General features: G+C 51.6%; 32 protein-coding genes. 3 read left to right on the forward strand and 29 right to left on the reverse strand.

Translation table 11 applies throughout. The features are described 5' to 3' along the window. Positions 1 to 1,209: 1,209 nt before the first annotated feature. From GLR48_RS19670 to GLR48_RS19715, 11 genes are all read right to left on the reverse strand, one after another. Entirely contained in the window at positions 1,210 to 2,931 is a 1,722-nt protein-coding gene (locus GLR48_RS19670) for an ORC-CDC6 family AAA ATPase (protein WP_237064616.1), read from the reverse strand. Then, positions 2,928 to 3,959: a phosphoribosyltransferase-like protein gene (locus GLR48_RS19675; protein ID WP_237064617.1), complete on the reverse strand. Its 1,032-nt coding sequence runs from the start codon at positions 3,957 to 3,959 to the stop codon at positions 2,928 to 2,930. Before GLR48_RS19675 ends, GLR48_RS19670 begins: the two co-directional genes overlap by 4 nt. Further along, positions 3,956 to 5,152 (reverse strand): DNA cytosine methyltransferase, encoded by a 1,197-nt coding sequence (locus GLR48_RS19680; protein WP_237064618.1) that lies wholly within the window; start codon positions 5,150 to 5,152, stop codon positions 3,956 to 3,958. Before GLR48_RS19680 ends, GLR48_RS19675 begins: the two co-directional genes overlap by 4 nt. A gap of 325 nt (positions 5,153 to 5,477) precedes the next feature. Next, on the reverse strand, positions 5,478 to 6,026 hold the full coding sequence (locus GLR48_RS19685) for a hypothetical protein (RefSeq protein ID WP_237064619.1): 549 nt from the start codon (positions 6,024 to 6,026) through the stop codon (positions 5,478 to 5,480). A gap of 135 nt (positions 6,027 to 6,161) precedes the next feature. Beyond that, entirely contained in the window at positions 6,162 to 6,392 is a 231-nt protein-coding gene (locus GLR48_RS26090) for an SEC-C metal-binding domain-containing protein (RefSeq protein ID WP_442915850.1), read from the reverse strand. A gap of 711 nt (positions 6,393 to 7,103) precedes the next feature. Beyond that, on the reverse strand, positions 7,104 to 7,514 hold the full coding sequence (locus tag GLR48_RS19690) for a hypothetical protein (RefSeq protein ID WP_237064620.1): 411 nt from the start codon (positions 7,512 to 7,514) through the stop codon (positions 7,104 to 7,106). Between the two features lie 13 nt (positions 7,515 to 7,527). Further along, on the reverse strand, positions 7,528 to 7,980 hold the full coding sequence (locus tag GLR48_RS19695) for a hypothetical protein (RefSeq protein ID WP_237064621.1): 453 nt from the start codon (positions 7,978 to 7,980) through the stop codon (positions 7,528 to 7,530). 298 nt (positions 7,981 to 8,278) lie between these two features. Beyond that, a complete protein-coding gene (locus GLR48_RS19700) occupies positions 8,279 to 8,752 on the reverse strand; it encodes a hypothetical protein (protein ID WP_237064622.1) in 474 nt (157 codons plus the stop codon). An 11-nt stretch (positions 8,753 to 8,763) separates the two neighbouring features. Further along, complete coding sequence (locus tag GLR48_RS19705; RefSeq protein WP_237064623.1) at positions 8,764 to 9,240, reverse strand: hypothetical protein; 477 nt, start codon at positions 9,238 to 9,240, stop codon at positions 8,764 to 8,766. Positions 9,241 to 9,941: 701 nt separating this feature from the next. Continuing rightward, entirely contained in the window at positions 9,942 to 10,133 is a 192-nt protein-coding gene (locus GLR48_RS19710; RefSeq protein ID WP_237064624.1) for a hypothetical protein, read from the reverse strand. A gap of 405 nt (positions 10,134 to 10,538) precedes the next feature. Beyond that, positions 10,539 to 10,766, reverse strand: coding sequence for a hypothetical protein (locus GLR48_RS19715; RefSeq protein WP_237064625.1), 228 nt, complete (start codon positions 10,764 to 10,766; stop codon positions 10,539 to 10,541). 407 nt (positions 10,767 to 11,173) lie between these two features. Here GLR48_RS19715 and GLR48_RS19720 point away from each other — a divergent pair, with 407 nt between their 5' ends. Next, on the forward strand, positions 11,174 to 11,896 hold the full coding sequence (locus GLR48_RS19720; RefSeq protein ID WP_237064626.1) for a tyrosine-type recombinase/integrase: 723 nt from the start codon (positions 11,174 to 11,176) through the stop codon (positions 11,894 to 11,896). 22 nt (positions 11,897 to 11,918) lie between these two features. On the opposite strand, the gene GLR48_RS19725 is transcribed toward GLR48_RS19720, so the two are convergent. The 11 genes from GLR48_RS19725 to GLR48_RS19765 form a co-directional block, all read right to left on the reverse strand. After that, positions 11,919 to 13,142, reverse strand: coding sequence for a caspase family protein (locus GLR48_RS19725; RefSeq protein WP_237064627.1), 1,224 nt, complete (start codon positions 13,140 to 13,142; stop codon positions 11,919 to 11,921). Beyond that, a complete protein-coding gene (locus GLR48_RS19730) occupies positions 13,132 to 13,365 on the reverse strand; it encodes a caspase family protein (RefSeq protein WP_237064628.1) in 234 nt (77 codons plus the stop codon). The genes GLR48_RS19725 and GLR48_RS19730 overlap by 11 nt, the downstream gene beginning before the upstream one ends. A 71-nt stretch (positions 13,366 to 13,436) precedes the next feature. Further along, on the reverse strand, positions 13,437 to 13,772 hold the full coding sequence (locus GLR48_RS19735) for a hypothetical protein (RefSeq protein WP_237064629.1): 336 nt from the start codon (positions 13,770 to 13,772) through the stop codon (positions 13,437 to 13,439). Further along, a complete protein-coding gene (locus GLR48_RS19740) occupies positions 13,747 to 14,136 on the reverse strand; it encodes a hypothetical protein (protein WP_237064630.1) in 390 nt (129 codons plus the stop codon). The genes GLR48_RS19735 and GLR48_RS19740 overlap by 26 nt, the downstream gene beginning before the upstream one ends. Positions 14,137 to 14,561: 425 nt before the next feature. Continuing rightward, positions 14,562 to 15,194, reverse strand: a complete 633-nt coding sequence (locus GLR48_RS19745; RefSeq protein ID WP_237064631.1) for an MvaI/BcnI family restriction endonuclease — start codon at positions 15,192 to 15,194, stop codon at positions 14,562 to 14,564. Between the two features lie 40 nt (positions 15,195 to 15,234). Next, the gene (locus tag GLR48_RS19750) at positions 15,235 to 15,924 is read right to left on the reverse strand and encodes a hypothetical protein (RefSeq protein ID WP_237064632.1); all 690 of its coding nucleotides are present in this window, start codon (positions 15,922 to 15,924) and stop codon (positions 15,235 to 15,237) included. Beyond that, positions 15,863 to 16,306: a very short patch repair endonuclease gene (locus GLR48_RS19755; protein WP_237064633.1), complete on the reverse strand. Its 444-nt coding sequence runs from the start codon at positions 16,304 to 16,306 to the stop codon at positions 15,863 to 15,865. Before GLR48_RS19755 ends, GLR48_RS19750 begins: the two co-directional genes overlap by 62 nt. 31 nt (positions 16,307 to 16,337) lie before the next feature. Then, positions 16,338 to 17,558 (reverse strand): DNA (cytosine-5-)-methyltransferase, encoded by a 1,221-nt coding sequence (dcm, locus tag GLR48_RS19760; protein WP_237064634.1) that lies wholly within the window; start codon positions 17,556 to 17,558, stop codon positions 16,338 to 16,340. Between the two features lie 297 nt (positions 17,559 to 17,855). Further along, positions 17,856 to 18,020 (reverse strand): type II toxin-antitoxin system RelE/ParE family toxin, encoded by a 165-nt coding sequence (locus GLR48_RS26095; protein WP_442915851.1) that lies wholly within the window; start codon positions 18,018 to 18,020, stop codon positions 17,856 to 17,858. An 8-nt stretch (positions 18,021 to 18,028) separates the two neighbouring features. Continuing rightward, entirely contained in the window at positions 18,029 to 18,142 is a 114-nt protein-coding gene (locus GLR48_RS26100; RefSeq protein ID WP_442915852.1) for a hypothetical protein, read from the reverse strand. Beyond that, on the reverse strand, positions 18,120 to 18,296 hold the full coding sequence (locus GLR48_RS19765) for a hypothetical protein (protein WP_272911634.1): 177 nt from the start codon (positions 18,294 to 18,296) through the stop codon (positions 18,120 to 18,122). The genes GLR48_RS26100 and GLR48_RS19765 overlap by 23 nt, the downstream gene beginning before the upstream one ends. A gap of 170 nt (positions 18,297 to 18,466) precedes the next feature. Here GLR48_RS19765 and GLR48_RS19770 point away from each other — a divergent pair, with 170 nt between their 5' ends. Both GLR48_RS19770 and GLR48_RS19775 read left to right on the forward strand, forming a co-directional pair. Next, a complete protein-coding gene (locus GLR48_RS19770; RefSeq protein ID WP_237064635.1) occupies positions 18,467 to 19,015 on the forward strand; it encodes a ParA family protein in 549 nt (182 codons plus the stop codon). Between the two features lie 113 nt (positions 19,016 to 19,128). Beyond that, positions 19,129 to 19,422 (forward strand): chromosome partitioning protein ParB, encoded by a 294-nt coding sequence (locus GLR48_RS19775; protein ID WP_237064636.1) that lies wholly within the window; start codon positions 19,129 to 19,131, stop codon positions 19,420 to 19,422. Between the two features lie 2 nt (positions 19,423 to 19,424). On the opposite strand, the gene GLR48_RS19780 is transcribed toward GLR48_RS19775, so the two are convergent. From GLR48_RS19780 to GLR48_RS19800, 7 genes are all read right to left on the reverse strand, one after another. Then, complete coding sequence (locus GLR48_RS19780; protein WP_072858782.1) at positions 19,425 to 20,468, reverse strand: replication initiator protein A; 1,044 nt, start codon at positions 20,466 to 20,468, stop codon at positions 19,425 to 19,427. Positions 20,469 to 20,753: 285 nt separating this feature from the next. Further along, on the reverse strand, positions 20,754 to 21,245 hold the full coding sequence (locus GLR48_RS19785; protein WP_237064637.1) for a hypothetical protein: 492 nt from the start codon (positions 21,243 to 21,245) through the stop codon (positions 20,754 to 20,756). A gap of 92 nt (positions 21,246 to 21,337) precedes the next feature. Then, a complete protein-coding gene (locus GLR48_RS25745; protein WP_336886655.1) occupies positions 21,338 to 21,460 on the reverse strand; it encodes a hypothetical protein in 123 nt (40 codons plus the stop codon). Between the two features lie 7 nt (positions 21,461 to 21,467). Then, positions 21,468 to 21,749 (reverse strand): TraM recognition domain-containing protein, encoded by a 282-nt coding sequence (locus GLR48_RS25750; protein WP_336886657.1) that lies wholly within the window; start codon positions 21,747 to 21,749, stop codon positions 21,468 to 21,470. Continuing rightward, the gene (locus GLR48_RS19795) at positions 21,728 to 22,423 is read right to left on the reverse strand and encodes a type IV secretory system conjugative DNA transfer family protein (RefSeq protein ID WP_272911636.1); all 696 of its coding nucleotides are present in this window, start codon (positions 22,421 to 22,423) and stop codon (positions 21,728 to 21,730) included. The genes GLR48_RS25750 and GLR48_RS19795 overlap by 22 nt, the downstream gene beginning before the upstream one ends. Beyond that, on the reverse strand, positions 22,404 to 22,733 hold the full coding sequence (locus tag GLR48_RS25755; RefSeq protein ID WP_336886656.1) for a type IV secretory system conjugative DNA transfer family protein: 330 nt from the start codon (positions 22,731 to 22,733) through the stop codon (positions 22,404 to 22,406). Before GLR48_RS25755 ends, GLR48_RS19795 begins: the two co-directional genes overlap by 20 nt. Before the next feature lie 27 nt (positions 22,734 to 22,760). Beyond that, positions 22,761 to 23,132, reverse strand: a complete 372-nt coding sequence (locus GLR48_RS19800; protein WP_237064638.1) for a hypothetical protein — start codon at positions 23,130 to 23,132, stop codon at positions 22,761 to 22,763. Positions 23,133 to 23,438 lie beyond the last annotated feature (306 nt).

Consider the following 23,438-nt stretch of genomic DNA (forward strand, 5'->3'; position numbering starts at 1 on the left):
TCGGACTCACCTGTAGCGACAAGCATAGTGCCATAGCGAGTGATACAGGTTTCTGGACCGTAAGGTGCAAGAGATAGTGCAATAGTTCCATATCCACCAATCCCACAAAGCTCATCGTAAACCTCTGGTGGGTATATTTAACTGTCAACTTTCAATATCCAGCTTGCGAGTTTCAGAATTCGGAAATATCCTTCTGATAAATTTCCAGGTTCGTATATCCCCGCTGATCAGGATGAGGGGAATGGGAAGAGGAAAGATACAGTCCCTTCTGGGAAATCAGATGAATTGGACTTGTTCTGGCAAAACCCACAGGATCGTACCCGATTGCTATAACAACTTTACGGTCCTGCACTGAATCGCGAGAAAGTCTGAAGCTAGGTAAAAGCATCCCATGCCTCATGATTTTCTGATTAAGGCATTTTGGTCGTGCTTCTCGGGGCTCCGTATAGGTAAATATGATATTTTTAGTTTGCAGCGGTAATTTTAGGCAAAGCTTGCACAGGAAAAAAGAACCTTTTGCGGCATCGAAGTGATGTCAATATTCAGGTTCTCGCCTACACTATCCTTCAGGAACTCTTAATACGAGCTTCAAAATTTCCGGAAACGTGATTGAGTTGAAATTCTATTAATACTAGAATTATTAACGCCATTCCGAAGAAATTCGTTTCCCCTATTAAAAACTTATCTTTCTGTTGATTTTGTCGGCTTCCCACACCGGTCCATGTTCAACCCTCAAAAGATTAGTTCACTAGTTATAGAGCAGAAATTTCCAATCTGACTAATGAGCCCGGTACACCTTTCTTCAGTTGAAATACAACCAATCATAGACCAATCTGTAGCTACACACCCCGAAAGTATTCTCTCGACACTTCCCCACGCCCTGAATGGCCTACCCTCGCGTATCAATCTTCTACCCCGCCACGAAAATTAAGTGTAAGTTGTTCGTCTATAGGATTACTAATATATTTTTCTTGAGTTTTGAGCGGCTAACACCAGCCGCTGAAGATACTCGCGCTGAACACATCCAGTCTTCAATATCCTCAATGTTGGAATATATTGGTTCTTTAGTATGAGCAGTTGGAATTTGAAAATAAGGAGTAAGAATTGAAGACAGAAACCACTTCTGACTTTGTCCTCGGGATCGAGACTTAGAAGTGTGAGAATGTTGCTCAAGAACTCCAAAAGACACGCAATTTTCAAGGAATGACTCTACATGGCGAGCCGCCTCAAGATCTTTAACGGGAAGAGAAAATCCGTTCTCCCCGGATATGACATACTTTTATCACGCGTCAGCCGATCCCTTATCGCTGTGCCAAGAACGTTAGCGAACCGATGTCGGTCATCACCTCCTTTTGGCTCAGCGCGAACCTTCCTAAACCAATATTCACTAGCTGAATGAATCCCAGTAGCCTGTGTAAGAGGATCAATCCCCTTTGGAAAAATCTGCGAAGACTCACTAGTACTTCGTAGATACTCGGCCCAAATGAATTGGCAAATACTCAGAAATACAAATATGTTTTTTCCAGAGAGCAAAACAATATCAGGCGCACCATACCAGACAAGCTTTTGCCTACATGTTGAAAAAACCTGCATTAATGCCTGTTGTTTACGCTCCTTCTTCCACCAAACTTTACTTTGCCAAGGTTCTGACATGATTAACTCAGGCGAAATATCAATGGAATCAATATTCTGACGCGTCCAAGCCTCACCAAGTTTTGCACTTATCGGATTCGTCCGAGATACCTCTGAAAGGGCATTTTTGATCAGTGGTGAAACTTGGAAATCTGATGAAATTACTCGTTTTCCACTATCGCGGATGAACGTAGCCACCTTATCTTCAGCAGAAGCGCGTTTTCCGAAAAGATATGTTAATTTGCTGCCTTTTGGCAAGCAATCGAACTCGGCGAATCTCAGCCGTCTATCAAATACGTCCTCACATAAGTCTTGAAACAACGTTCTTCGATTCTCGCCGCCTCGCAAAATCTTGATGATATCAACAAGCTCATATTCCCTCCCCTCTTCAGTAAAGGAGTTGTTTCCAAATCCCTGAAGGCCCTTCAGCATTGAATACGGTCTTGCTCCGACTCTATATGATACTCTTTTATCGCGATTTCCCAGCATTCTCATTATCACGCTGCGAAAAATCGGAGTTCCTAATTCGCCATTATCCCGCTCCAAATCCATCAAATCTTCAAATTGATCTATGGTGATAAAAATTGGTAAGTCGATCGGTATGATTCCACTGGACTTTAAAGCATCTGCAATGCTTCCAATTGGATCACCGGGCTTCGTCTTTGTAAAATTAAGGCTTTTAGGAAAGTCAGAATTATAATTTAGAAAACTTTCGTACTGAAGAATTCTATTAGAAATTACCTTCCTCAGTGCATGAAATGTATCGACATTATCAAGAACACCGAACCAGCACGAATCCTTTTTTAATTTCTGAGCGAAATTATTAAGCTTCGTTTCCGAAATTTCGGCGCCGATAAAATCGGCTAACTTAGCGCCGCGATCGGACCAGAGAAGCTCAATATTTGTCAAAAGATCGTCGACTATCCAGTAATTTAGATAGTCTCCAAAGAATAAACCTAATATATTCTTGTTGCTATCTACTTCTTCAGATATTGATCTCTGGCCGAAATCTAAAGCACCACTTGACCGAAGAACGATACTTGCAGATAAAAACTTCGAGCAATGAACTGGTAATGGCCAAGGTTCAGAACTATTTTTATAAGCAATCAAAACTTCTGGTTTTAATAAATTCAGTAAGGCTGATTTTCCGGAACCTTGCAGGCCAGTTAATACTACACTACCAGGTTGGAACAGCTCATGCGTTTTACTTTCACGGAGTAAAACGGGACTAAAGATCTCTACAAACCTATCAGCTGGTATTGATTCAGTATGATATAGATTGTTGAAAGGATTAGTCATGGCGTCACCTCTAAAGCTTCCCTTGATGTTCTCAAAAAAAGTGGTTCCCAGTATCCCGCTCGCCTGCGATGGATAAGAGGTATAGTATTATCCGGGCAATTTGTCGATGTAACAATGAAGCCACCAGTAGCTCCTTGCTGATTGACGCCGTCAAAACCAAATGGCCCAAAATCTTGAGGAGATCCGGGGATAACTACCTTTGGATGGACGACGTTTGCAGTTTTCCTAATTGTTGGAAAATCCGGGTGTTCGCCATCTATTGCATTTTTAGTTATGAAACATTTTTGAGGTATTTCAAGGACAGGACTAAAACTAAAGTTTCTATATTGTCTCTGTAACCTTAGTGCTAACTGGGCACCCGCGGGGCAGATATACATAGGACAGAACAAAACTTTTATATTCCGATCGACATTACACGCAAGCTTTAGAAAGGGCTCAACTTGCGAACCGCTGCCAACGAAATCTTCAAATAAAACTATGTGGCTTATGTTTTCACCAAGATTCCGGACAATTTCGGTATCTATAAATTGCTGTCGCTGCCATGATTTACGATGAGCATACCATGTATATCGTGGCCTTCCGTGTAGATTATTTTTTCCCAAAAAGCTACGTAGCCCAAAACTGTCAGTAATCTCAGTGAGCAAAGTCCTATTTAATATTGATTTTAAATCTGCATCTGCCGTTGTAGAGAATACATTTAATTTTTGATCGTTCATCAACCAAGATACTACGTGACGGCTGAATGCTGTTCGGTAAGCTGCATCAAGTTCATTGTCGCCAAAGAAAATTAGGTGACGCAATAGTACAAATAAAGATTTCTGGTCGTCATCAGTTTCTGCAGATCCAATCCATCGCGCCAACCGGAAGATAAAATCTCCATGACCACCATGTTTTGTGACGTCATATTCATTATAGAGCTCTCGTGACAAAAACTCTATGTCCTTCTTAATATCACTTATGCCAATGGATCCGTCGTAGTCTTCTTGGCACCAAATCTGTAGTTTCCGTTGTAGTTCAATAGGTGTCATCTTTTAAACCATTCATCACGTATATATTCAGCAATTTGTATGGAAAAACTTGGTGGTACGGCATTTCCGATCATTCTGAAGTTTACTTGATCTGAGCCGAAGAATTTATAACTATCAGGAAAACTTTGTATGCGTGCTGCTTCACGCACAGTAAAACCTCGGTGTTGATCAGGATGTAAGAAATACCGTGGTTGCCCAAATCTCGTGTCAACTGTTGGCGATACATCATTCCAATGTGGGCGTCTATATTTTCCATTAAAAGTGTGCGTTATATCGATATAATCTTCGACACGCTTAGCATATCCTTTTTTAATAAGACTATTTAAGATCTCGCTAGTATCTGATCCATATGACTTATCAATATAATAAGGCTCTACTGGATCGGCATCGCCGTTGCTCCGCCGGCGGTTTTGCCGCCGTAGTCTGGAAATGATCTCTAGTATTGATATCTCCGTATCATTAACTTGCCCGAATACTTCTGGTATATTCCATGTGTGAATTGAAGATATACCACACCTAACGTTTGATAATTTTTGACCTTGAGAAATTCGCCGCGAAATCTTATAGTCATTACCCTCTTCTGAAAGGGGATAAATTTGACCATTTATAATATCTTCAGACCCTCTAAGAATGTCACTTAGCCTCTTGGGACTTTTATGCTTTAGGTTTAGGTTCAGTGGCTTCTCGTCTAAAACGGCGGTTATCAGGACTCTGGTCCGAGATTGAGCTATTCCAAAATCAGAGACGAGATAGGACTTGGACGTTACCTTGTAATCTGAACTTTCCAGCTTCGAGACGGTTTCTTCATAATGATATTTATTAGTGGGGCTAAGTAGGCCCTTAACGTTTTCAATCAATACCAACTTTGGTTTGGCAAGACATGCGATTTCTGCGACGTTTAGCAGATGCTTGTTTCTTTCATCTGTTGGATCATTTTTTCCGGCGGTAGAAAAACCCTGACAAGGTGGACCAGCTATTAATATGTCAGATTCAGATACCTTTTGAATTACGTCGGCGTCTGGCTTGCTTAGGTCAGCTAACCTCACAGTTGCGCCTGTGTTTCTCTGAAGTGTTTCCAATGCATTTACGTCGTGATCAAATGAGCAATGCTGTTGAAATCCGGCTCGTTCGAAGCCTAAATCTAAACCGCCACAACCGCTGTATAAGCTGGCATATTTAATTTTTACTGGCACTTGTATGTCGGGTCCCGATCTGGATGTACTGAGCAAGACTCCTTGCTGTCGTATGGTTCATTCCTGTATCAAACCTGAAGGAGATCTGAGACCAGCTTTGGTGATAGTTAAGGTGCCAAGGTATGTTTGGCTATGCGAGCAGCTTATGTGCGTCTTCGAAAAGGTTTTTCGAGCTGGCAATGCCGTTGTGGCTTTCGAAACCGGATGAAACGTACGCCGTATGAGTATGTTGGTCGGTAGCATGGTTTGATGAGGCCAAGGTGTCTAGGTTTTGTGAACGATCGTAGGGCGGGGATCCTTGATAAGTACTTGACGCTGAAGTTACCTATGCTTTTAGTGCTAGGATGGAAGTTGCGAATGTTGGTATACCCATTACATCAAGGCCGGGCGTCGAAACTCTTATAGATCCTGTGTTATTAGGCTCTTCATACTGAAACGTAGAGAGACTGGAGAACTTGAGGCCGCTTCCTGTAAGCTTGGTCTTCGCTTCCTGCACCAGAGTATCGCGATAACTGTCAATATCGTTCGAAACCACTCGGTTAACCAGTTGCAACACCCCACCAGTATGAAGCAGCCGTGATGCGAGTTCGAGCTGTCTTCTTTCGAGTGCTTCGCGGTTTTCACGATCAGAGTGAATACCAATCTCATTGTAGATTTTGGTCATGCTTCGGGCCTTGTGTACACCCATGAACCACATCGTTACTGCATCAAACGGACTTTGCTCTTCAAGCCAGATTTCGAACTGCGGATCACGAAGTAACATGTCTGCGTTAATAACAGAGATTTCGCTTGGAGCGGGTATACGTCCTTTTCGGACTTCTATACTAAATTGGCCGCTCAATTGCCGTTTAGATTTGAGGCGCTGATGTGCCATTGGGATTAACTCTAAGCCGAGTAGCTTTACTGCTCCCGAAATACAATCGGGGTTCTCATCAACGCCAACGATCGAGCTTTGTAAAGGTGGTAGTTCGGATTTTTATAGCTTCAATCCCATGCCCGAGACCGCAACCTATATCAAAAACTTTTTGATATTTCCAACCGAGACAAGATTGAGCGCTAGCTGATGATAGAGGCCTTGGGCCTTATATCGTTCCGCATTTTGGTTCCACCCACTAGCGTAACGCGCTTGAGCAACCTGAAGCTGCTTGTGCGGCGGTGCGGAGAGGATGGGACCATGACAGTCGTTGTGAAGATCACCGCTGCCGCAGGGACAGGGCTCATGTGGTTGAAAGTCCATCATACGCCCTAATCGACCCAATTAACCTTTGCTTTGAGGCATACTCATAAACCAGTCGTTTGGAAAAGTAAGTCATCAAACCGCTAAGCTCATCACGCCGCATGGAGTGGTCACCGCCCTCCCTGATGGTATCTTAACACACCTTAAGGGGTATTTTTAAGGAGTCAGGCATGGGCCTGAACATGACTGCCCTCCTTCTTTTTGTCCCTGTGCAGCTGAACTATGCAAGCTTTTTGATATACGCTTGTACGGCCGGAAGTGGACTGTGCCCCACCGTACGTCGAAAGGCCGCTTCGAGCGCAAATGACCACATCCGGAGGTTGGTAGTTTTTATGTATTAAGGCTCTGCGCAAGTTTCGTGTCGCGAGCGAAGGGGCTGCCCTCGTACGACGTAACCTTCACTGCCTGACATCCAATGAGCAGGTTGTGCTGGTTACTGACCTTAGCTGCAAATGGTACGAACGGCTACTTTGAGGCAATGACACCTTGCCATAAACTGTCATTTTTTCCAGTGACAGAGACTGTGGGCGCAACCGGCCGAAAACCTGCCCGAGCTGAGGTAACTAGCTTCAGGGGCCTTGTTTTCAGCCTTGCGGCTTGCAGGCCGCACCAGCCTCTTGACGCAGGATCCTGTTCGTCTCCTAGTTTGCAGCGGCGAAGGCTGCTCCGAAGAACAGGCACCAGCTCAGTCGGACTTAATCGCAGACACGTCACTCAGAAGGGCAGGGTGACAGTGTTTAGCCATTGCAGTGCTGTCTCTACCACTTGGCCAATCTTCTCACCGACAAGAACCCCTGCGAGCTGAACAGTGACGCCGCCGACGACCGCGACACCGCCCGCTGAGCCAATCGTCGCCATGAAGCTGTCGACGGACTTGTCGAGTTTCTTGCCCATCCAGAAGAGGACTTTTTGCAGCCGTCCTGTTGCCTCGAGCACGACCTCTACGTCGGGCTTTTCGTTAGCTAGCTCTGCATCCATCTGGTCGATGGCATCGGTTGCTTCGATCTTCAGCTCGACCGTCAGTGCCGGTTGCTCTGGCGGTTGATTGTGCCCAATCCCGCCATGCGACGGCGGGTCTTGAGCAAGGAGCGCGCGCAGCTCCGCTAGTTTGCGGCGCAATGCCACGCGTTCCTCGTGTTCAAACGGATCGCCAAAGGCGGGAACGACGCCGTTTTCTATCCGCCGCTGAATATCTTCTAAGGCCGGTGAAGGGGGGCTCGTTATAGTGTTCGGCCATTGCCCCGTCGCGGGCGGCTATCTGATCAGGATGATTTGGACCTGGGGCCCATTCTATCGTGCCGTCTGATTGTACCTCTAGGACGGCTTCCTGAATAACCTCAAAGGGCACTATGTCGCTAAACTCGTCTTGGAGCTGTTCGTCGGCATCGTAGGGTCCGCCCCAAGGATAGCGATAGGGAGAGTCGCCAGGGTCTTCCTTGTCCGCGTAGGGCATCTCGTTCTGAGGGTCTTCAAACATGCCTCGAAACCAGTGGACCATATACTCGATCTGCTTCGTCCGAGCGAAGCGCTTGAGCCTAGACGAGGTAACGTAGTTCTCTGGATCGTCCGGTGAGTAATATCGGGCTGCCACGTCCTGTCTTTCGTTAAAGGTTCGGGCCCACGTCGCTAATGTCACCGCATTGATGTAAGCGATGTACTTACCGCCTCGTACCGTTTCATCTCGACCACCGGCAGGACAAGAGCCTTTATACGCTTAAGGTAGTCAGCTCTCCTAGGGGCACGAGCAAATCCCAACATATCGCGCAGTAAACAGTCGTTTTTAGGAATTCCAATCAAAATCTTCAATCTCCCGCCAAGGATTAGCACTGAGTGCCACAAACGGTGGTTTTCGGGCCCCAGAGTAAGGCAGAGTGACCTAGAAGGAGGGATCACAAGACCAGCTTCGAGGGATCGACACCTGCGTCTTCTAGTCGTCGCCTGGCGGCAAGCTGCACCTCCGGATTGAACTCCTTACTGTGTTTTAGGACCAGTGCCTCGCCGGTAAGCTCGGGGCAGCCATAGTCGATCAAGATCCTGAAGCCGTCTGTCGGGGTCTTGCTGGTCGCGAACCCGATCAGGGTCTCCTTTACGCCGACACGGGCGACCTTCTGGCGCGTCCGGGACAGCCTGATGGTCTTTCCTCGCTCCTCGCTGTGCATCTCCTCAAATGCGTGGATCGTCTTCCAGAAGTCGTGCTCGAGCGTGCCGGGCTCTTCTTTCGGAAGTATCTCCACCAAGCGCCGGAAGGCGGCTTCCTCTACATCGGTCGCGCTGAGCCTGCGGGCATTGGCTCTAAAGTTGCGGAGCTTGGCGGGGTCCGTAGTGGCCGCGATCGCGATCAGGACGTTCTTGTGATCAGCCATGGGGGTTCCGCTTACGATGCACGGACGATGACGGCTGCGACGGGAGGCTCCACAGCGAGGAGTGTGTAGCTCTTGATCGGCTCGCCGGTAACATACTCCCTGCGTGGAGTGCCCGCGTCGTCGAGAAGCGGCTCTGCGCCGACCGCCTTCTTGATGTACCAGCCTAGGTACATGTTGAGCGGCATCTTTCCGGGCGCCTTGTCAGCATAGGCGTCCACGCCGATCACCTCCTCGTAGAGAGCCCGAATGTTTGGGATGGCCATCATCGCGCGAAAGACAGTGAGCGTGAAATGCTCGTCCGCTTTTCCCGCGTCACGGATCTCGCGGGCTACGGTCTGCGCCATCTCGTAGAGGGCCGTGGTGTTGTCGATCTCCCGCCGCCGATCAGCCGGTAGGTGTTCGTAGACGGCGCGTTCCAGCGCGCGCTGCATGAAGGCGGAGGGATCGATCCCAGCTTCGGAGGATAGCGACTTGATGAGGTCGGCCACATCGCTCCGGAGGCGTAAGGAAATTCGGGTTGTACTATCAGTCATAATTTACAAACTCCACCAGTGTATGACTGCTGATATACAGGGAAGTCTGCTGAGTCAACAGGTGAATGACACCTGTTAAAAGTCTTGGCCTACATCAGACCCAATCCACATTTGTCTTGGATTGGCGCTGATCGAGCAGCCTGCAGAGGAAGGCTTAAGCCAACGCGACCGACCTCTACGCCGCCTGCTGTAAGCCTTAACGTACCCGACTTTTTCAACGCCGTTCTAATCCGTACTCATGAACTCGGGGGGCCACGCCTCTCGGGCATCCTCATTGACCAAGCGGATGACCGACCGCACTGAAACGTCTGTAAAATCGAGCTTCCGCAGACATGTACGGCACATGGTGGTCGCCGTCTTGTAACGTTTTACGCCGGTCTCGATTGTGGCGTTGCGGTAAGTCAGATCGTGACCCTTGCGGTTCAGGACAGGGACGAAGGGCGTTACTTCCCGCGTTAAGGGGGTAAGCCAGAAACGGTGGTTTTTGGAACGTGGTGAATGGCGGTTCTGAGCCCAAACTTCCGACACTTACTTGCACCTCTAATGTCGGCTTCTAGTTCAGGAATAATCTAAATGGTTTGCCGGACGAAAACAGTGCTCAAAAACCCTTCAACAAAGGGTTGTTAGCACAAACCACGATAGCGAGTACGTTTATGCTAGCGTAAGATCATAGGGAACATTCGAGAAATTTTGCGTTGCCACCATTCCAGCGTAGGTTTTTCACCGGAAACAAGATCAACTTCTTTTAGAAATTCCCACCAAAGGTTCGGCAGATCATGAAGATCATTGTAAAGGATGCTGGTTTTACTTTCATGTAACTTTAAGATGACAAAGCCCAGGCGGGTCATGCTCGCTGGCCGCGTCATATCTGAAATTGAGTTCTCCATTTTTCCAGCGACGTTCCTTGTGCTTACCGTGCTTCGTCGTATTAGCAACGTCTACACAGAGACCCTGATGAGGTATTTTCGCGTCTACCAAATCAGTAAAGTCCTGTTCCTTTACCCTGAACTTTTTCTTGCGTTCTTGTTGCATCCATCGTGTTCTCGCCCAGTTTTCCAAAGAAGACGCTGAAATACATGCATTGAGTGCTAAGTAAGCGAGCGGCTCATGTTCTTCCGGAAATGATCGTTGGACGTCTCCGAAAGCATCCACATCCCAATACATTTTAGACCATGCTGCGCGGATGTCCCCGATGATGAGCGTATGGAGCGCCGGTAGTTTCTCAGATTTTTCAGGCCTGTTTCTCATAGTATTTATTCAACCTTCAAAATTTCTCTCAAGGCTGATTTTGCTCCACTATGATGATCGCCTTCTAGAAACTCTGTTGTCGAATAAGTCCTTTTTCCCGTATTCTGAGCCAAACCTTTAACTGTGACGTAGTCCCAATGGTGCGTGACCACACTTTTTTCTGCATCAAAGTTCCACCAGTCCTCGTATTGTCCTAGGTGTCCCTTTGTAACTTCGTAAAACTGTTTGCTCATTCATCTGTCCTTATAAAATAATGATAGTCGCTTTCGTCCTTTATAATCGGCTTTGTGGGACGCTGCGATAAGTGTCCAGTTTAGGTCAGAAATATGATACGCGAAAGGTAACTTTATCCGGCACTGCCGTCATTCAGACGTGTGCCAAAAACCCTCGTTTTTGGCACACGCATCCCCTGCCCTGTTTTTAGCTGCCACAAACCCGCTTCAAAAGCCGAACAGTAGATACACGTTTTTGAACTGCACCGGCTTACCCATCCATGCAAGCTTTTTGATATTAGCTCGCATGGCGACCGATGGGGCTGAGCTATATAAAACAGGGGTTTCATGGGTTCTTCGCGCTTCACCTCTTCCGGTATGCACGCTTTCCCGCTATAATGGGTGCGTAGCCTGCAAGGATTGGCCCCATGACACCCCCTCCGAAACCGGCCTGGAACCGCGGCAAGGTGGTGGGCAAGAAACCCCCGCTCACCCCTGACGAGGTCAGCCTGATCCGGCTCTTGCTGCGGCAGGACAGCCGGACGCAAGCTGCGGCGGTCCGTGACCTGGCGCTGTTTAACGTGGCCCTGGATACCTGCTTCCGGGGCTCCGACTTGGTGCGGCTGCGGGTCGCCGATGTGGCCACCCCGCTCGGGGTGCGCGAGATTGTCGAGATCCGGCAGAAGAAGACCGAGACCCGGAATGCCCGCCCCGTGCAAGCGCGGCTGTCGGCGGTGACGCGCGACAGCCTGCGCGTCTACCTGGCCGCCAGCGAGCGGCCGCTGCACGGCTGGCTGTTCACCGGACAGGGCGTGCGCTGGTCGCATTCACACCTGAGTGAAAGCCAGCTCTGGCGGCTGTTCAAAGGCTGGCTGATACGGGCTGGCTCGATCCCGCGCTCTACGGGCTGCACTCCCTGCGCCGCACCTTCCCGACCTATATCCACCAGCAGACCGGCAACCTACGGGCTGCCCAGCTCCTGCTGGGCCACGTCAGCATCGAGAGCACGAAAGAATACATCGGCACCGAACAGGCCGAGGCCCTCGACATCGCCCGCAAATACCATCTCTGATGATCGCGCAGACCTATCTGGCGAAACGCAATCCAGTGAAGAACTGGGCGTGGCTGGAGAGTCGAACACAGCAGCGTAGGTTAGCTTGATTGCGGGCCTAATCATCTTTTGATGCTCCATCCGTGCGGGATGAGGATTACATCGTCTTCATCAACAGATGCAGGGGTGTAGGTCACATTCAGCAGGCGCTGAGGGACGACAAGTTCGTGGGAAAGGTTTGCGTTCAGTCTCTCAATGATAGTTTTAGAGTATAACGGTATACCATCGAGGTCATCCCAATCGCTTTCCGGACGCTGAAATAAATCCAGTCCGCCTATAAATACTGATTCAACAAGATAGCCTTTCTTTTTTTTCTTTGTTGAAACGGTAACGTCCAGTACGTGCCCACGACCAGGTAGTTGGATGAAGTTTGCGCCCGCAGCCGATAGTGTGTCCGCAATAAATTCAAAACTCGCCTTAAGTTCGGGTATTTTTTGTAAGTCAAATACTTCGTCAAAATATTTACTTTTGATCTTGGGGCGGAGGTTACCTGTCGAGTCAAAAAATATCTCGAATAGCATCCCGTCTAACAACGCCTTCCGCTTCAATTTGCCAAACTGTGCAGTGCGCGATTTGAAGTCTTCGATAAAAACGTCAGCGGCTCCAGATGATCCACAAGCGGCTTGATATATATTTCGACCAAGGACGAATAGGTTGTTAATACTCATCGGCTTAACGCTTTTTTCATCAAGCTTCAGTAATGCCGGATTTTGAACATACCAATTATAGCTCTTCAAACCTTCTATAATTTTATGTGACAACTTAGAGTTGTCGAGGCCAAACAGGCCATCTGCAAGAGCGGTTTCGTCATATTCCTTAACTATTTTGTCGATACCTAGATTGAAATAGAACTCACCGGCTAAGGATGTGTGTTCCCATGTAGTCTGCTTACCTTGGCTGGCGGCGGCGACGGTGTTTCTTACCCGCTTGAACATTGTCTCGATGGGGCAGTCTTTTGTGTCAATGTGCTGCAACAGAGCCTCAGTATAAGTGCCATTCCGTCCGACCCCATCAGCAGCGGTTTCACCGGGGGACGTTGCAAATCCTATGATCGTGCCTTTCGGGGCATAAACAGACGCAAGGCCGCGCATGGCTATATCCCGATGCCACGCCCTCTTCCAAGGATTGTTTCGGCACGCATCCAACACAATAATCTTGGTTAATGCCTTGGATTTTGCCAATACCTCTACAACCTTATCCAAGGAGAGTGAGCTGTATTTTGCATCAATCTCTGAAGAGTCGTCTGTGTCGATGGCTAGCAAATAATTGCTACCATCAATTTGCATACCATGACCGGCGAAAAAAAAACATTCCGACATCATGGGTTTTGAGAAGATCACCACATTCTTTAAGCTTTTTTTCCATGGCCGCTTTTGAGCAGTCTGTCCCGAGTATCACCTCAAAATCGTAGGACTTTAGTTTTTCACTTATGTCCAAAGCGTCGTTGACAGGATTTTCGAGTTCGCCACCTGCGGGATACTCCGCATTCCCTAAAACCAGAGCTGCCATTTTTTCTTTTCAACTTAAATCTCCCTTGCCGACGCACATACTTGCGTTCTCAAATGTTCATAACCGTTCCGCTACTCGTAATTTTTTGAATCTCCACCCAGTCCGCGCGTCGTGCGCCCGGTTGTTCCGGCATGGAATTTTGGAAATAAGTGGCTCAGTCGGTAACCATGAGATGCACCGGGTAAGCGATCCATCCGCTCATAGCTTTCCACGGTAACAAGACCGTTGATGTTCAGAATCCCAAGAGCGCGCTTAATGCGCTTAATCGGGACACCCGCATAGTCGCTGATTTGATCGTAGGTGATCCGGGTCACGTTCTGTTTAGTGTCACGCCGCGCCGCGAGCGCGAGATAGATTTTCACGGCATCCAGCTCTGCCACCTTACGAAGATAGAAGTCTTCGAACATCGGCATAGCTCCATTGCCATCGTATAAAGGTTTCGCAGGCAGCGCGGCCCAAAGGACGCCCCTTGCCGTAGTTTGTGAGTTGGAATGTGCTGCGCCCGTTAGCTTCGCGTATCACCAAATTACGTGCTGCCAGAATTTCGAGACCATCGGCAATCTTGGTGCGGCTTACGCCAGTTGCGGCAAACAGGTCGTTGTATGTCGCGCGAGCGATGCCCTCTTCCAGATCAGCGCGATGCGCGATTGCCATCAGAACCATGAGAGCTGCTGTTTCGGATGCCCCGGCCTCGGCACGCCACTTGAAGGCTGAAAGCCCGCCTTCTTCCATCCAAGCAGACGGCAGCTTTACCCACTGACGCATGTTCATTTGCGACGTTCCTTCGTGATGGCGTGAAGGACTACGTGCAGCGCAAATCCGGCTACACCTACAGCACTAATTCCAAGGAGAAGCGCGAGGATGATCGGGGGTGCTGAGAGCAGCGAGGAGAGAACGTCATCAGAGGGCATGTGGGTAATCCTTGGTTTGAACTTTTTGCGTCGATTATGTCCAAAAATACGATGCCCGTTATTTTCTATCTAGATAGACTTCTCTGAAGTATTCTAAATTATACAAAAAAAACACTATATTTTTCAAAGTACTATATGATAAATAACTATCTTTGTAAGAACCTATTTCAGTCCATAAGCTGAACTCTATAGACTGAAATGGCGGAAATCTGCGATGTCGCGGTGCAGACTTGCCCACAATGCGTTCAGCCGACCTCATTCATGTGGAGCATAGTATTGCGGTCATTATGTTATCGCCACCTCCTCAGCCCCCCTGTATAATGCGTTCAAGTCAGCGTGCCGGACTCGAAACTGGCTCCGGCGCTTGATCAGCGGCTTTGCTGATCCCGCAGCTTCCATCTTGATGCCCGGATCGTAGTAAACGCTTCCGGCTGAAACCGCCGCCAGCAGGAGGAGCACGTCAGTTCCTTCGCACAACTGGACTACACCTCCATAGCTGTACTCCGGCGGTGGGAACTGCATGAGAGACGGCACATAGACGGCCTTGGCGTGCTTGCGGTTCCAGTGGGCCATAATGCCCCGGAACCCCCATGAAGCTGCGACAGTGTTGTCGCGGTCCAGCAGGACAATCCCGCCGTCGAAATCTGTGATCTTCCCCGTTGCCGCGTCGAACCCGTCAAGGCGCAGCATGAGGCCGGTGTCTGCGTGGAAATCACGGCTGGCGGTGTAGATCCCGCCGAAATTGATACGGTCTGCCTTGCCCGACTTATCGGCATAGCCATAGCGGTTCAGAAACGCCGCGACACCCTCATCCCGGTACAGCCCGCCGGTTGGTTCCGGCGTCATCAGGGTCACAGCGCCTTTTGCACGGTAGCTGGTAAAGTCGTTTACCCCGTATTGCTTGACCTCCCAGCCCATAAAGTCCGGATCCGCATAGCCGTTCGGAGCGATGCCCAGCTCAGCTTCCAGCGTATAGCCGCCGCCGTTGCGGGCGCTGTAGGGGGGCCGGCACCCCTGCCCTGCCCATCTTCTGCGATGCGATCCAGCCTTTGGCGTGAATCCGCCGGAGCGCGGCGAGCAGTGCTTCCTTCGGGTCGGTGCCATCTTGGCGCAGTTTTTCCAGATCGTGAAAGACGCCGGTCGTTTCGAGACCGGACGCTGCTGCGTCAAAGGTGTGGGCAACGGGATCGTCAGCTGCAACGACATGACCCAGAACCCGGCCATCGGCACAGATCCCCAAAAACAGCACTCTGCCTTCGTCGCGCGACCTCATCAGCACGACTGGTGCACGTTTCGCTCCGCGCAAAAAGCCGGACATCCGCACCTCGGGATATTTCGGATACAGGATTAGCTGCGCATCGGGTGCGGGCGTCGGGCCGTCAGCATCGAGCCAGAAGAAACGAACCATGGCTTTGGCCCTGTCTCGGACGCTGCCCGCGCGGTCACTGTCGTCACCCTCGACCGGACCATGCGGAATGATGTTCAGGGCGCCAAATCCGCCGCCCAGATAAACCTGATTTTTTGAGTTGTCATTCGGAGCAATTCGCTTGGCGTAGAAACGTACCGCCCCATGGGCAGCCATCTGGTCAAGCAGGCGGGTGAGCGGCGTTATCAATCCATTGGCCTTCAATGCAGAATTCATCTGCATCAGAGGACAGCCAGTGCGCTATTGAGTCAATGACATGACCGGGTGACAGACGCCCCCTGCCCTTCAGAGCACATTCCCAGACAACGCCACATCGCCAGCCGGCGGCCCGGGCAGCTGTCCATGTGGCAGCGTCCCGTTCCTGATTGCGGCCGATCTTGGCCCGCCAGAAGTCCTCACGGCTCTTAGGCCAGTGAAACAGCGGGCAGCTGTGCCCGTGCCAGAAGCAGCCGTGGACCCAGAGCAGCGCATGATATTTAGGAAAGACCAGATCCGGCCTGCCGGGGAGGTCACGGCCCTGCAGTCTGAATCTGAACCCCTGTGCGTGCAGTCCTTTGCGGATGATCAGCTCAGGTTTTGTATCGCGGCTGCGGATGGCCGCCATATTGCGACTCCGGGTTGCGGGGTCATGGACATCAGCCAACTTTGCGCAGGTCCTGCCCTTCGGTCAGCGACAGAATGTGCGGCCGCATCAGGCGGGCCACCTCGGCAAAAACCGGCACTGCAACCGAATTGCCGAACTGTTTGTAAGCCTGTGTGTCCGAGACCGGGATCCGGAAGCTGTCGTCATAGCCCATCAGGCGTGCGCATTCCCGCGGTGTCAGACGGCGCGGGTTCTGGCCCGGGCCACGGCTGACGAGGATCTCAGAGCCGTCCTTGTAGTAGCGTGCAGACAGTGTCCGCGAGATGCTGTCAGGCGTCACCAGACCGAACCCGAAACCGTTGCCGGCCGCTTTGTGCTTGGCCGCGTATCCCTGCAGGTACTGCCAGAGCTTGTCGCTGAGCGTATATTTGTCGCTCACCTTTGCATCCGGACCTACCGTGAAGTGACTTTCAGGCACTTCAGTCCCGGTTTCAGGATGCAGAACGTCGCGCATACCGCGCCCCGCCCTGCCAGCCAGAACAAGATCATCGAAGGAAAAGCCGGTCTTTTCGCGGAAACCTACCATAACGATCCGTTCGCGGTGCTGAGGTACGAAGTTCGCTGCATCGATGATCCGGGTATGCAGCGTATAACCCAGCTCCTCAGTCAGCTTGCGTTTGATCACATCAAACGTGCGGCCCTTGTCATGGCTTTTGAGGTTCTTGACGTTCTCCAGCAGGAACGCTGCCGGCCGGTGGTGCATCAGAACACGCAGCACGTCGAAGAACAACGTGCCCTGGGTTTCATCCTGAAATCCGTGCAGCCGGCCTAAAGCATTCTTCTTGGAGACGCCCGCGATGGAAAATGGCTGACAGGGAAAACCTGCAACCAGAACGTCGTGCTCGGGGATGTCAGCGGCGTCCACCTCACGGATGTCACCCGCGATCGGCCGGTTGTCCGGGAAGTTGGCGTGATAGGTCTTCTGGGCAAAGGCATCCCATTCCGATGTGTAAACACAACGCCCGCCCGCACTGGCCATCGCTTTGCGCAATCCGCCGATTCCGGCGAAGAGATCGATGAAGGTGAAGGCTCCTTCAGGTTGTGCGCCCTTGTGCGTATCGATATGCATACGCAGCAGATTGATGACACCGTCCCGCGGCACTTCTTCGCCCCGTTTCCACCGGTAGACGTGGCCTTCAGAGTATCCGAGCACCTTAGCAGCCTCAGCCACACTCCAGCCTGTCTGCTGAACCAGCATTTCAAATTCGGTCATATGGTAAACGCTCCCAGTGCCCAGACATCTGGGAATATTTCTGACACTGTGTCGTGATACCTCCCAAAATACAAGAACATTGTAAAAACAGAGCTGCTATATGTAGTAACTTTCGCCGCTGCAGGGCATCACAAACCATCAGACCTGTGATGCTGAGACTATGACAGCCTCGCTTTTAGCCGCCGCAGAAAATCCATGCGTTCGTGCAAAATGGCAATTATGACCGGACGGCTCTCGCTCAGCCAGACGATGTAATGATGCTGGCATTGGTGAACACGGACGCCGTCTGGCAACTGGTCATTTAGCTCTGGAGCGCACCAGGCCATTATTTAAGGCTTCGCAACATGCCTCTATCTGATTGAAGTACATCTCAGCCTGATCAAAGCCCCACTTGCGATAGGTATCATGCCAGATGTCGCGCAAATCTTCCTCTGCCGCTAATGTAAGGTCGTATGACTGCATAGCTGCAGTTATAGCCCCGCCTGCTTGTGTGCGTCCCGCCGAATGTCCGCTATGGACTTCACGGAAAGCTCGCCGCGCCGGGCTTGCTCAATCCGCGGCTTAAGGAAATTGGCCAGGGCTATGACCGCCTGGGGCCTCGCTCATGTCGTCCAGAGAAGGCGTGTCCCCAAGTGTCCGGCTCAATACATATTCTTTGATGCTTTCGCCTTTCAGCGCAGCAATGGCTTTCAGCTTTTGATGCTGCTCGGGCGTAATGTCGATTGAGAGTCTGGGCATGAGATCGAACTAGCACGTTCTGCCACACAAAACAACATTTGTGTGGCTTGCTTCCACCCCCTCCAGAGTCTACCTATTATCTGGTATCTTTACTTATCCGGTAATCTTATATATCCAATTAATCAATATATCCGGTTACTTAAAATATCGGATAAAATAAGGGAGAAGTTATGCCCACAGTTGTCATCGCTTCGCCAAAAGGTGGGGCCGGAAAGTCCACTACGGCTGTCCTTTTGGGAACCGAACTTGCCCATGCAGGTGCAAATGTTGTCATGCTGGACTGCGACCCAAACCAGTCCCTGACTTTGTGGTCTGACAAAGGTCCAGTACCTGAACGGATCACCGTTCTGTCGAACGTCAGCGAGTCCGACATCGTGAAAACAATCAAGCGTCATGACACAGACGGCCAGATCGTCATTGTTGACCTTGAAGGGGTAGCCTCCCGCTTAGTCTCGCGCGCAATATCTCAGGCTGATCTGGTCATTACCCCCATGCGAGCCACCACCTTGGACGCAACGATTGGTGTACGAGCTTTACAGCTTATTGCGGAAGAGGAGGAAGCACTGGACCGGAAAATTCCTCACGCTGTCGTCTTTACTATGACGAAGGCCATTAAGTCCAAGCAGCACAGTGGGATTGCGGGCTCACTAACCGAGCAGGGCGTGGATCTGATTAATCCCCCTCTGATGGAGCGCGCTGCCTTTTTCTGCGCTTTTTGAGTTTGGCGGCGATCTGCATAGTATGCCCGCGCAAGGTAATATGGATAGAGCCATCGAGAATGCCGCGCAGTTTGCGCAAGCTGTATATCAACGACTAGCCGGTGAGGTGGAAAATGACTGAGAAGCCCTTCAATATCGACCTTGGCCGCCTGAAGACGCGCGAAAAAGACAGAAGCGCACAAGCTGTAGAGAAGACGGATAAGGCAGGAGAAACCCTTGGTTTTGTTGCACGGGAGCCCCAAAAGAAGCGCGGTCGCAAACCAAGCCCCCGCACTGATCAGGTTCATGCCAAAGTAATGCCTGGTATTTCAGAAGAGATTGCCAACGAAGCAAGGCGTCGGGGCGTTCAGCAAGGGGTCATCATCGAAGATGCGTGGGCCATGTATAAAAACAAATCCGGTATCTAAAATTATCCGGTATTTTTTCTATTCTGCACCCATTTTCTGCAAAATCCCAGAAATGCTGCTTCGGGATTGCGGGGCGTCTCAGGTAACCATTTTCGCCACTCCCGCTCCAGATAATAGACGTCATGGCCAGACACGAGCATACGTGCAGTCTCGTAGACATCCGGATCAAGCTGCGGCGCTGTCGCCTGTGGCAACACCAATTTGACGCTCTGCCTGTTCGAAAAAACGACCATGTCATCCTGCTCGTCCAGTTCAATGGAATAATCAGGCATATGGTCATGTGACCGGTCTTCCAGGACAATATTCATGACCAAACGTCGAAACTCTCGAAGCGTGGAGTTCGACCCGCATTTTTTCTGAAGTAACAGCAGACTAACCCGCCATTGTTTCTGTGCACCACAGTGTTTGCGCGCAATTTCATAAATGCGCCGTTCCAGTGGCTTACGGAGGCGGAAGTAGTCTCGATGGAGGGTCAAGACCTCCTTTGACTGGATAGCATTAAATACCCAATCAGATAGCTTAACCTCCACTTCCTGCATCCGCCCATCACGTGTTTCACGCACGATCTCGGCACTTTCGATCAATCCAAAAGTTCTAAATACTTCCTGACCGCCCGTCACAATGTTTGTACTGATCCGGGTTCCGGCAAGCCTTTCTAAGGCAGCCTTCAATTGAGCATATCCAGATCCAGCTGTGTTACGATTGGTCGCAACCAGCATATCGAATGCACGAAAACGAACTGCTGGAGAGACCTTTTTACCATCGTTGATAGCAGTCATAAGTTGACTGATGCAGTAAATCAAAATGTCCCTGTCATGTACGGTTGCAAGTCCGTCTACTGAAGGCTTGATCGCAATCTTTATGCCATTGTGTTCATACTCACGGACACGAGTGTCCGGTTTGGTCGAAAGCGAAAAGATCGGATGCTCCATTGAAGCCATATCAGCTTTAGGAACGGCATCAAAAATATCGCAAACGAAAAAATCCCCTTGAGGGTGCCTGTCTGGCAAAAGAGGGGAGCGGTTGACCGCACTCTCATCAGGCAAAACTGGATCCTTTCGTACTTTCACACACACTAAAGTTCAAAAAGCTCAAAGTCACCACGATTCGTACTTTCACACACGCTGACCGACCTTTCGTACTTTCACACACAGTTCTTCGTACTTTCACACACGTTCTTTCGTACTTTTACACACGCACGCCCTAAAAGATCTCAACAAAATCAAAATCTTACACGCGATATTTTTTGCTTAACACAGAGTCTAACACCTATTTAACACCCTCTTCGTTTTAGCAGCCTGTGGATAAGTCTCTTCCCAACCGCATTTCGCTCAACTTCGGTTAAAGAACGCGCAGACGTAGGAGCTTGCACTGGTCTCCGTCCAGGTCCCGCCGAGAACACCGCAGCCAGACGGAAACTGCGCGATGAAGCGTGGCACCGTCAGCGTCATGACCATCGCAAAGACACCGACAGCGAATGTCATCCAGGGCAGCTTTGCTTTGAAAGCATCAATACGCCGTTCGCGCTCCGTGAGGGTCTTGCGGTCCCGGTCCCGGTCGTCATCCTTCTGCTTCAGGACAGTTATCGTCTGCCGGGTCTGACGATCGAGATCACTGATCGTCCCTTTCAGGTCCGCGAGGGAACGTTCAATCAGCTTCAGAGCCACTTCACCAACGATCTGTCCGTAGAACTCCGGATCGGTTTGCCTTTGCGCCGCGAAGGCCGCCTGGCGGGCTTCCGTCGTGGTCTTGTTCAGCCGGTCCAGCGCATCCGTCTGGGCGTCTACGCGGTCAGAAACCGAGGCCACGACGGTGCCGATCATATCCAGCGTTTCGCGCAGCTCGTCGTCAGAGAGGGCAGGGGGTCTGGTTTGTCATCGGGTGGGGTCTTTCAAAACAAGGCGGGTGAATGCGGTCATGCGGCTTCCGCCACGAACAATCCGGCAAACTCAGGATCAGCGTAGTACCGCAGTTTCTGCACCACGGCGGGCGGCTGGCCTTGGATGCGGAGGAGCTGCACAGTGGGTGGCATCTGCATGATCTCGTCAGGGGTCAGCAGATCCCGGCCGGTGACGATTGTGCGAGGTGGACGGGTCCTCACCGAGCTTCGTGCTTTGGGTCTGATACCCGGTGGTGGCCTGACCCATGGTCTGGCTCAGCCATTTCGCGGTCTCAAAGTCGTTGACACCGAAGACCTGCTGCACCCCGGCGTTGGCGATGAAGGTATTGGCCCGGGCCCCGTAAAGATCCTTCAGCTGACTCATATCCTGCAGGATCGGCCAGAGCTGCAACCCGTAGCCCGCCATCAGCCCCATGGCCCGCTCCACGGCCTCCAGACGCCCCAGCGCCGCAAACTCGTCCAGCAAAAACAGGGTGGGCGTTGTGGGGGCGGCGGGGAGGGGCCTGAGGGATCCGCAGCAGCCCTGCGGTCCCAAGAGAGCCCCGTCACGCTGTCTGGTGCGTCAGAGGCACCCTCAGAGGCACCCTCAGAGGCTGTCTGTGCCTCTGAGGGCTCTGTACCCGCCTTGAGGAGGGGAACGGCGGTACGTGAGGTTGTACGCCCCGCTGTGGCGGCCGCAAGATCTCCCTGAGGCCCGGAGACCGCCTCTGCGTCCCGAGCGATCTCCTGCAGAGCACGGGTGACCAGCAGGCGCAGCCAGCGCGCGTAGGCATCGAGGCGGTTCGGAGGCAGCACGAGGAAGACCGAGGCGATCCGGTGGCGCAGTTCCGCGAAGTGAAAGTCGGACCGGGACGTCACGCTGATAATCCGCGGGCTGTCGAGGAAGTGCGTGTGGCGCTGCGTTGTCGAGACCACTGACGCCGCTTCGCGCTCTGCCTTGCCGAGGTGCCGGTTGGCCGCCCGTGCGATCAGACCGCCTGCTGCGGTGCTCTCCTGCATCAGCTCCATCAGCTTAGTGAAGTTTTCTGCTGACAAGGTCAGGTACTCCCGGACCGTGGCGGGACACCGGCGCTCCGCCTCCTCATGGGAGACACAGAACATGATCAGCCCGCCGATCAGAGCTTTGGCCTCTTCGTTCCAGTGAGTCCCCGCCCTGACCCGCCGCATCTATCACCAGCGCATCCGCCAGAGAGCTCGCATCATCGCCCAGATCGAGGCTGTCAGCCGACAACCGGTCGAGCGGGTTGTAGGATGCCGACGCCATGCCCGTAACCCCGAACGGATCAAGGATGAACACATCGCCGAACGCTTCCCTTGCCGCCCCCGCGATGCGTGCGTTCTCGCCCTTGGGGTCAATCACCAGCACGGAGCGCTCCACCAGCAGCAGGTTCGGCAGAACGCTGCTCCACACCGCTGCCCGAGCGTGTTGGCGCGAAGGTCAGCAGATGGGCCGGTCCGTCATAGCGTAGCAGCCGGCCGGTGTTGGGGGATTGCGCCCAACGATCAGCCCGGTGCCGCCCTCCATTCGCGCAAGATCTTTCTTGTCGGCAAACCGCGCAGAGCCGTGACTGTCGCCACGCCCGCGCCGGAGGCTGGCGGCGATGCCGGTATACTCCGTCCAGAGCCAGACGGCGACGCACCAGCACGCGACGTAAACAACGAGAGCGCCGGCCCAGCCCACAAAGCGTTGTCGGATCATCGAAGGCGTCCAGCCCCAGCACAGCGCCCCGAAAGATCGAGCGCAAACAAACCCCACCAGTGTCGCCAGCAGCAGGCCGACGACAAGGTAGACCAGCATGACGGGTGCCATCACAATCCCAGCATGACCACACGGGCCACAGACTGGACTGCGCCGATCAGACCCCTCATTGCCCGCTCCGACCGGTGCCTGTGTCAGAGGCAGATGTGGTGGAGGGTCGCCGACAGGGCAGAGGTATCAACGGCTGCGCGACCACCATCATCTTCAGCAGCTGTTCCTGCGCCGCTCTGTGCGTCCGTACCCGGTGGATGGTATCAACGCAGATGCCGGGTTCACCCAGTCGTCGAATGCTTTGCGGTCCTGCTCACGGGGCAGGTTATGAACCAGACGGTCGATCATGGCGGCGGCTCTGCTGTC

This window comes from Loktanella sp. M215 (genome assembly GCF_021735925.1).
Taxonomy (GTDB): Bacteria; Pseudomonadota; Alphaproteobacteria; order Rhodobacterales; family Rhodobacteraceae; genus Loktanella.

Coding starts and splice junctions, on each gene's coding strand:
- GLR48_RS19670 (WP_237064616.1), bottom strand. CDS start 2,931: ATGACTAATCCTTTCAACAATCTATATCATACTGAATCAATACCAGCT.
- GLR48_RS19800 (WP_237064638.1), bottom strand. CDS start 23,132: ATGGCACCCGTCATGCTGGTCTACCTTGTCGTCGGCCTGCTGCTGGCG.
- GLR48_RS19725 (WP_237064627.1), bottom strand. CDS start 13,142: ATGCAAATTGATGGTAGCAATTATTTGCTAGCCATCGACACAGACGAC.
- GLR48_RS19710 (WP_237064624.1), bottom strand. CDS start 10,133: ATGACCCGCCTGGGCTTTGTCATCTTAAAGTTACATGAAAGTAAAACC.
- GLR48_RS26090 (WP_442915850.1), bottom strand. CDS start 6,392: ATGATGGACTTTCAACCACATGAGCCCTGTCCCTGCGGCAGCGGTGAT.
- GLR48_RS19775 (WP_237064636.1), top strand. CDS start 19,129: ATGACTGAGAAGCCCTTCAATATCGACCTTGGCCGCCTGAAGACGCGC.
- dcm (WP_237064634.1), bottom strand. CDS start 17,558: ATGACCGAATTTGAAATGCTGGTTCAGCAGACAGGCTGGAGTGTGGCT.
- GLR48_RS19675 (WP_237064617.1), bottom strand. CDS start 3,959: ATGACACCTATTGAACTACAACGGAAACTACAGATTTGGTGCCAAGAA.
- GLR48_RS19730 (WP_237064628.1), bottom strand. CDS start 13,365: ATGGCAGCTCTGGTTTTAGGGAATGCGGAGTATCCCGCAGGTGGCGAA.
- GLR48_RS19770 (WP_237064635.1), top strand. CDS start 18,467: ATGCCCACAGTTGTCATCGCTTCGCCAAAAGGTGGGGCCGGAAAGTCC.
- GLR48_RS19715 (WP_237064625.1), bottom strand. CDS start 10,766: ATGAGCAAACAGTTTTACGAAGTTACAAAGGGACACCTAGGACAATAC.
- GLR48_RS19785 (WP_237064637.1), bottom strand. CDS start 21,245: ATGATCGGCACCGTCGTGGCCTCGGTTTCTGACCGCGTAGACGCCCAG.
- GLR48_RS19735 (WP_237064629.1), bottom strand. CDS start 13,772: ATGTTCGAAGACTTCTATCTTCGTAAGGTGGCAGAGCTGGATGCCGTG.
- GLR48_RS19755 (WP_237064633.1), bottom strand. CDS start 16,306: ATGGCGGCCATCCGCAGCCGCGATACAAAACCTGAGCTGATCATCCGC.
- GLR48_RS19765 (WP_272911634.1), bottom strand. CDS start 18,296: ATGCCCAGACTCTCAATCGACATTACGCCCGAGCAGCATCAAAAGCTG.
- GLR48_RS19720 (WP_237064626.1), top strand. CDS start 11,174: ATGACACCCCCTCCGAAACCGGCCTGGAACCGCGGCAAGGTGGTGGGC.
- GLR48_RS25745 (WP_336886655.1), bottom strand. CDS start 21,460: ATGCAGATGCCACCCACTGTGCAGCTCCTCCGCATCCAAGGCCAGCCG.
- GLR48_RS26095 (WP_442915851.1), bottom strand. CDS start 18,020: ATGCAGTCATACGACCTTACATTAGCGGCAGAGGAAGATTTGCGCGAC.
- GLR48_RS19700 (WP_237064622.1), bottom strand. CDS start 8,752: ATGGCTGATCACAAGAACGTCCTGATCGCGATCGCGGCCACTACGGAC.
- GLR48_RS19685 (WP_237064619.1), bottom strand. CDS start 6,026: ATGGCACATCAGCGCCTCAAATCTAAACGGCAATTGAGCGGCCAATTT.
- GLR48_RS19740 (WP_237064630.1), bottom strand. CDS start 14,136: ATGAACATGCGTCAGTGGGTAAAGCTGCCGTCTGCTTGGATGGAAGAA.
- GLR48_RS19745 (WP_237064631.1), bottom strand. CDS start 15,194: ATGGGCTGGGAGGTCAAGCAATACGGGGTAAACGACTTTACCAGCTAC.
- GLR48_RS19795 (WP_272911636.1), bottom strand. CDS start 22,423: ATGTTCTGTGTCTCCCATGAGGAGGCGGAGCGCCGGTGTCCCGCCACG.
- GLR48_RS19750 (WP_237064632.1), bottom strand. CDS start 15,924: ATGCAGATGAATTCTGCATTGAAGGCCAATGGATTGATAACGCCGCTC.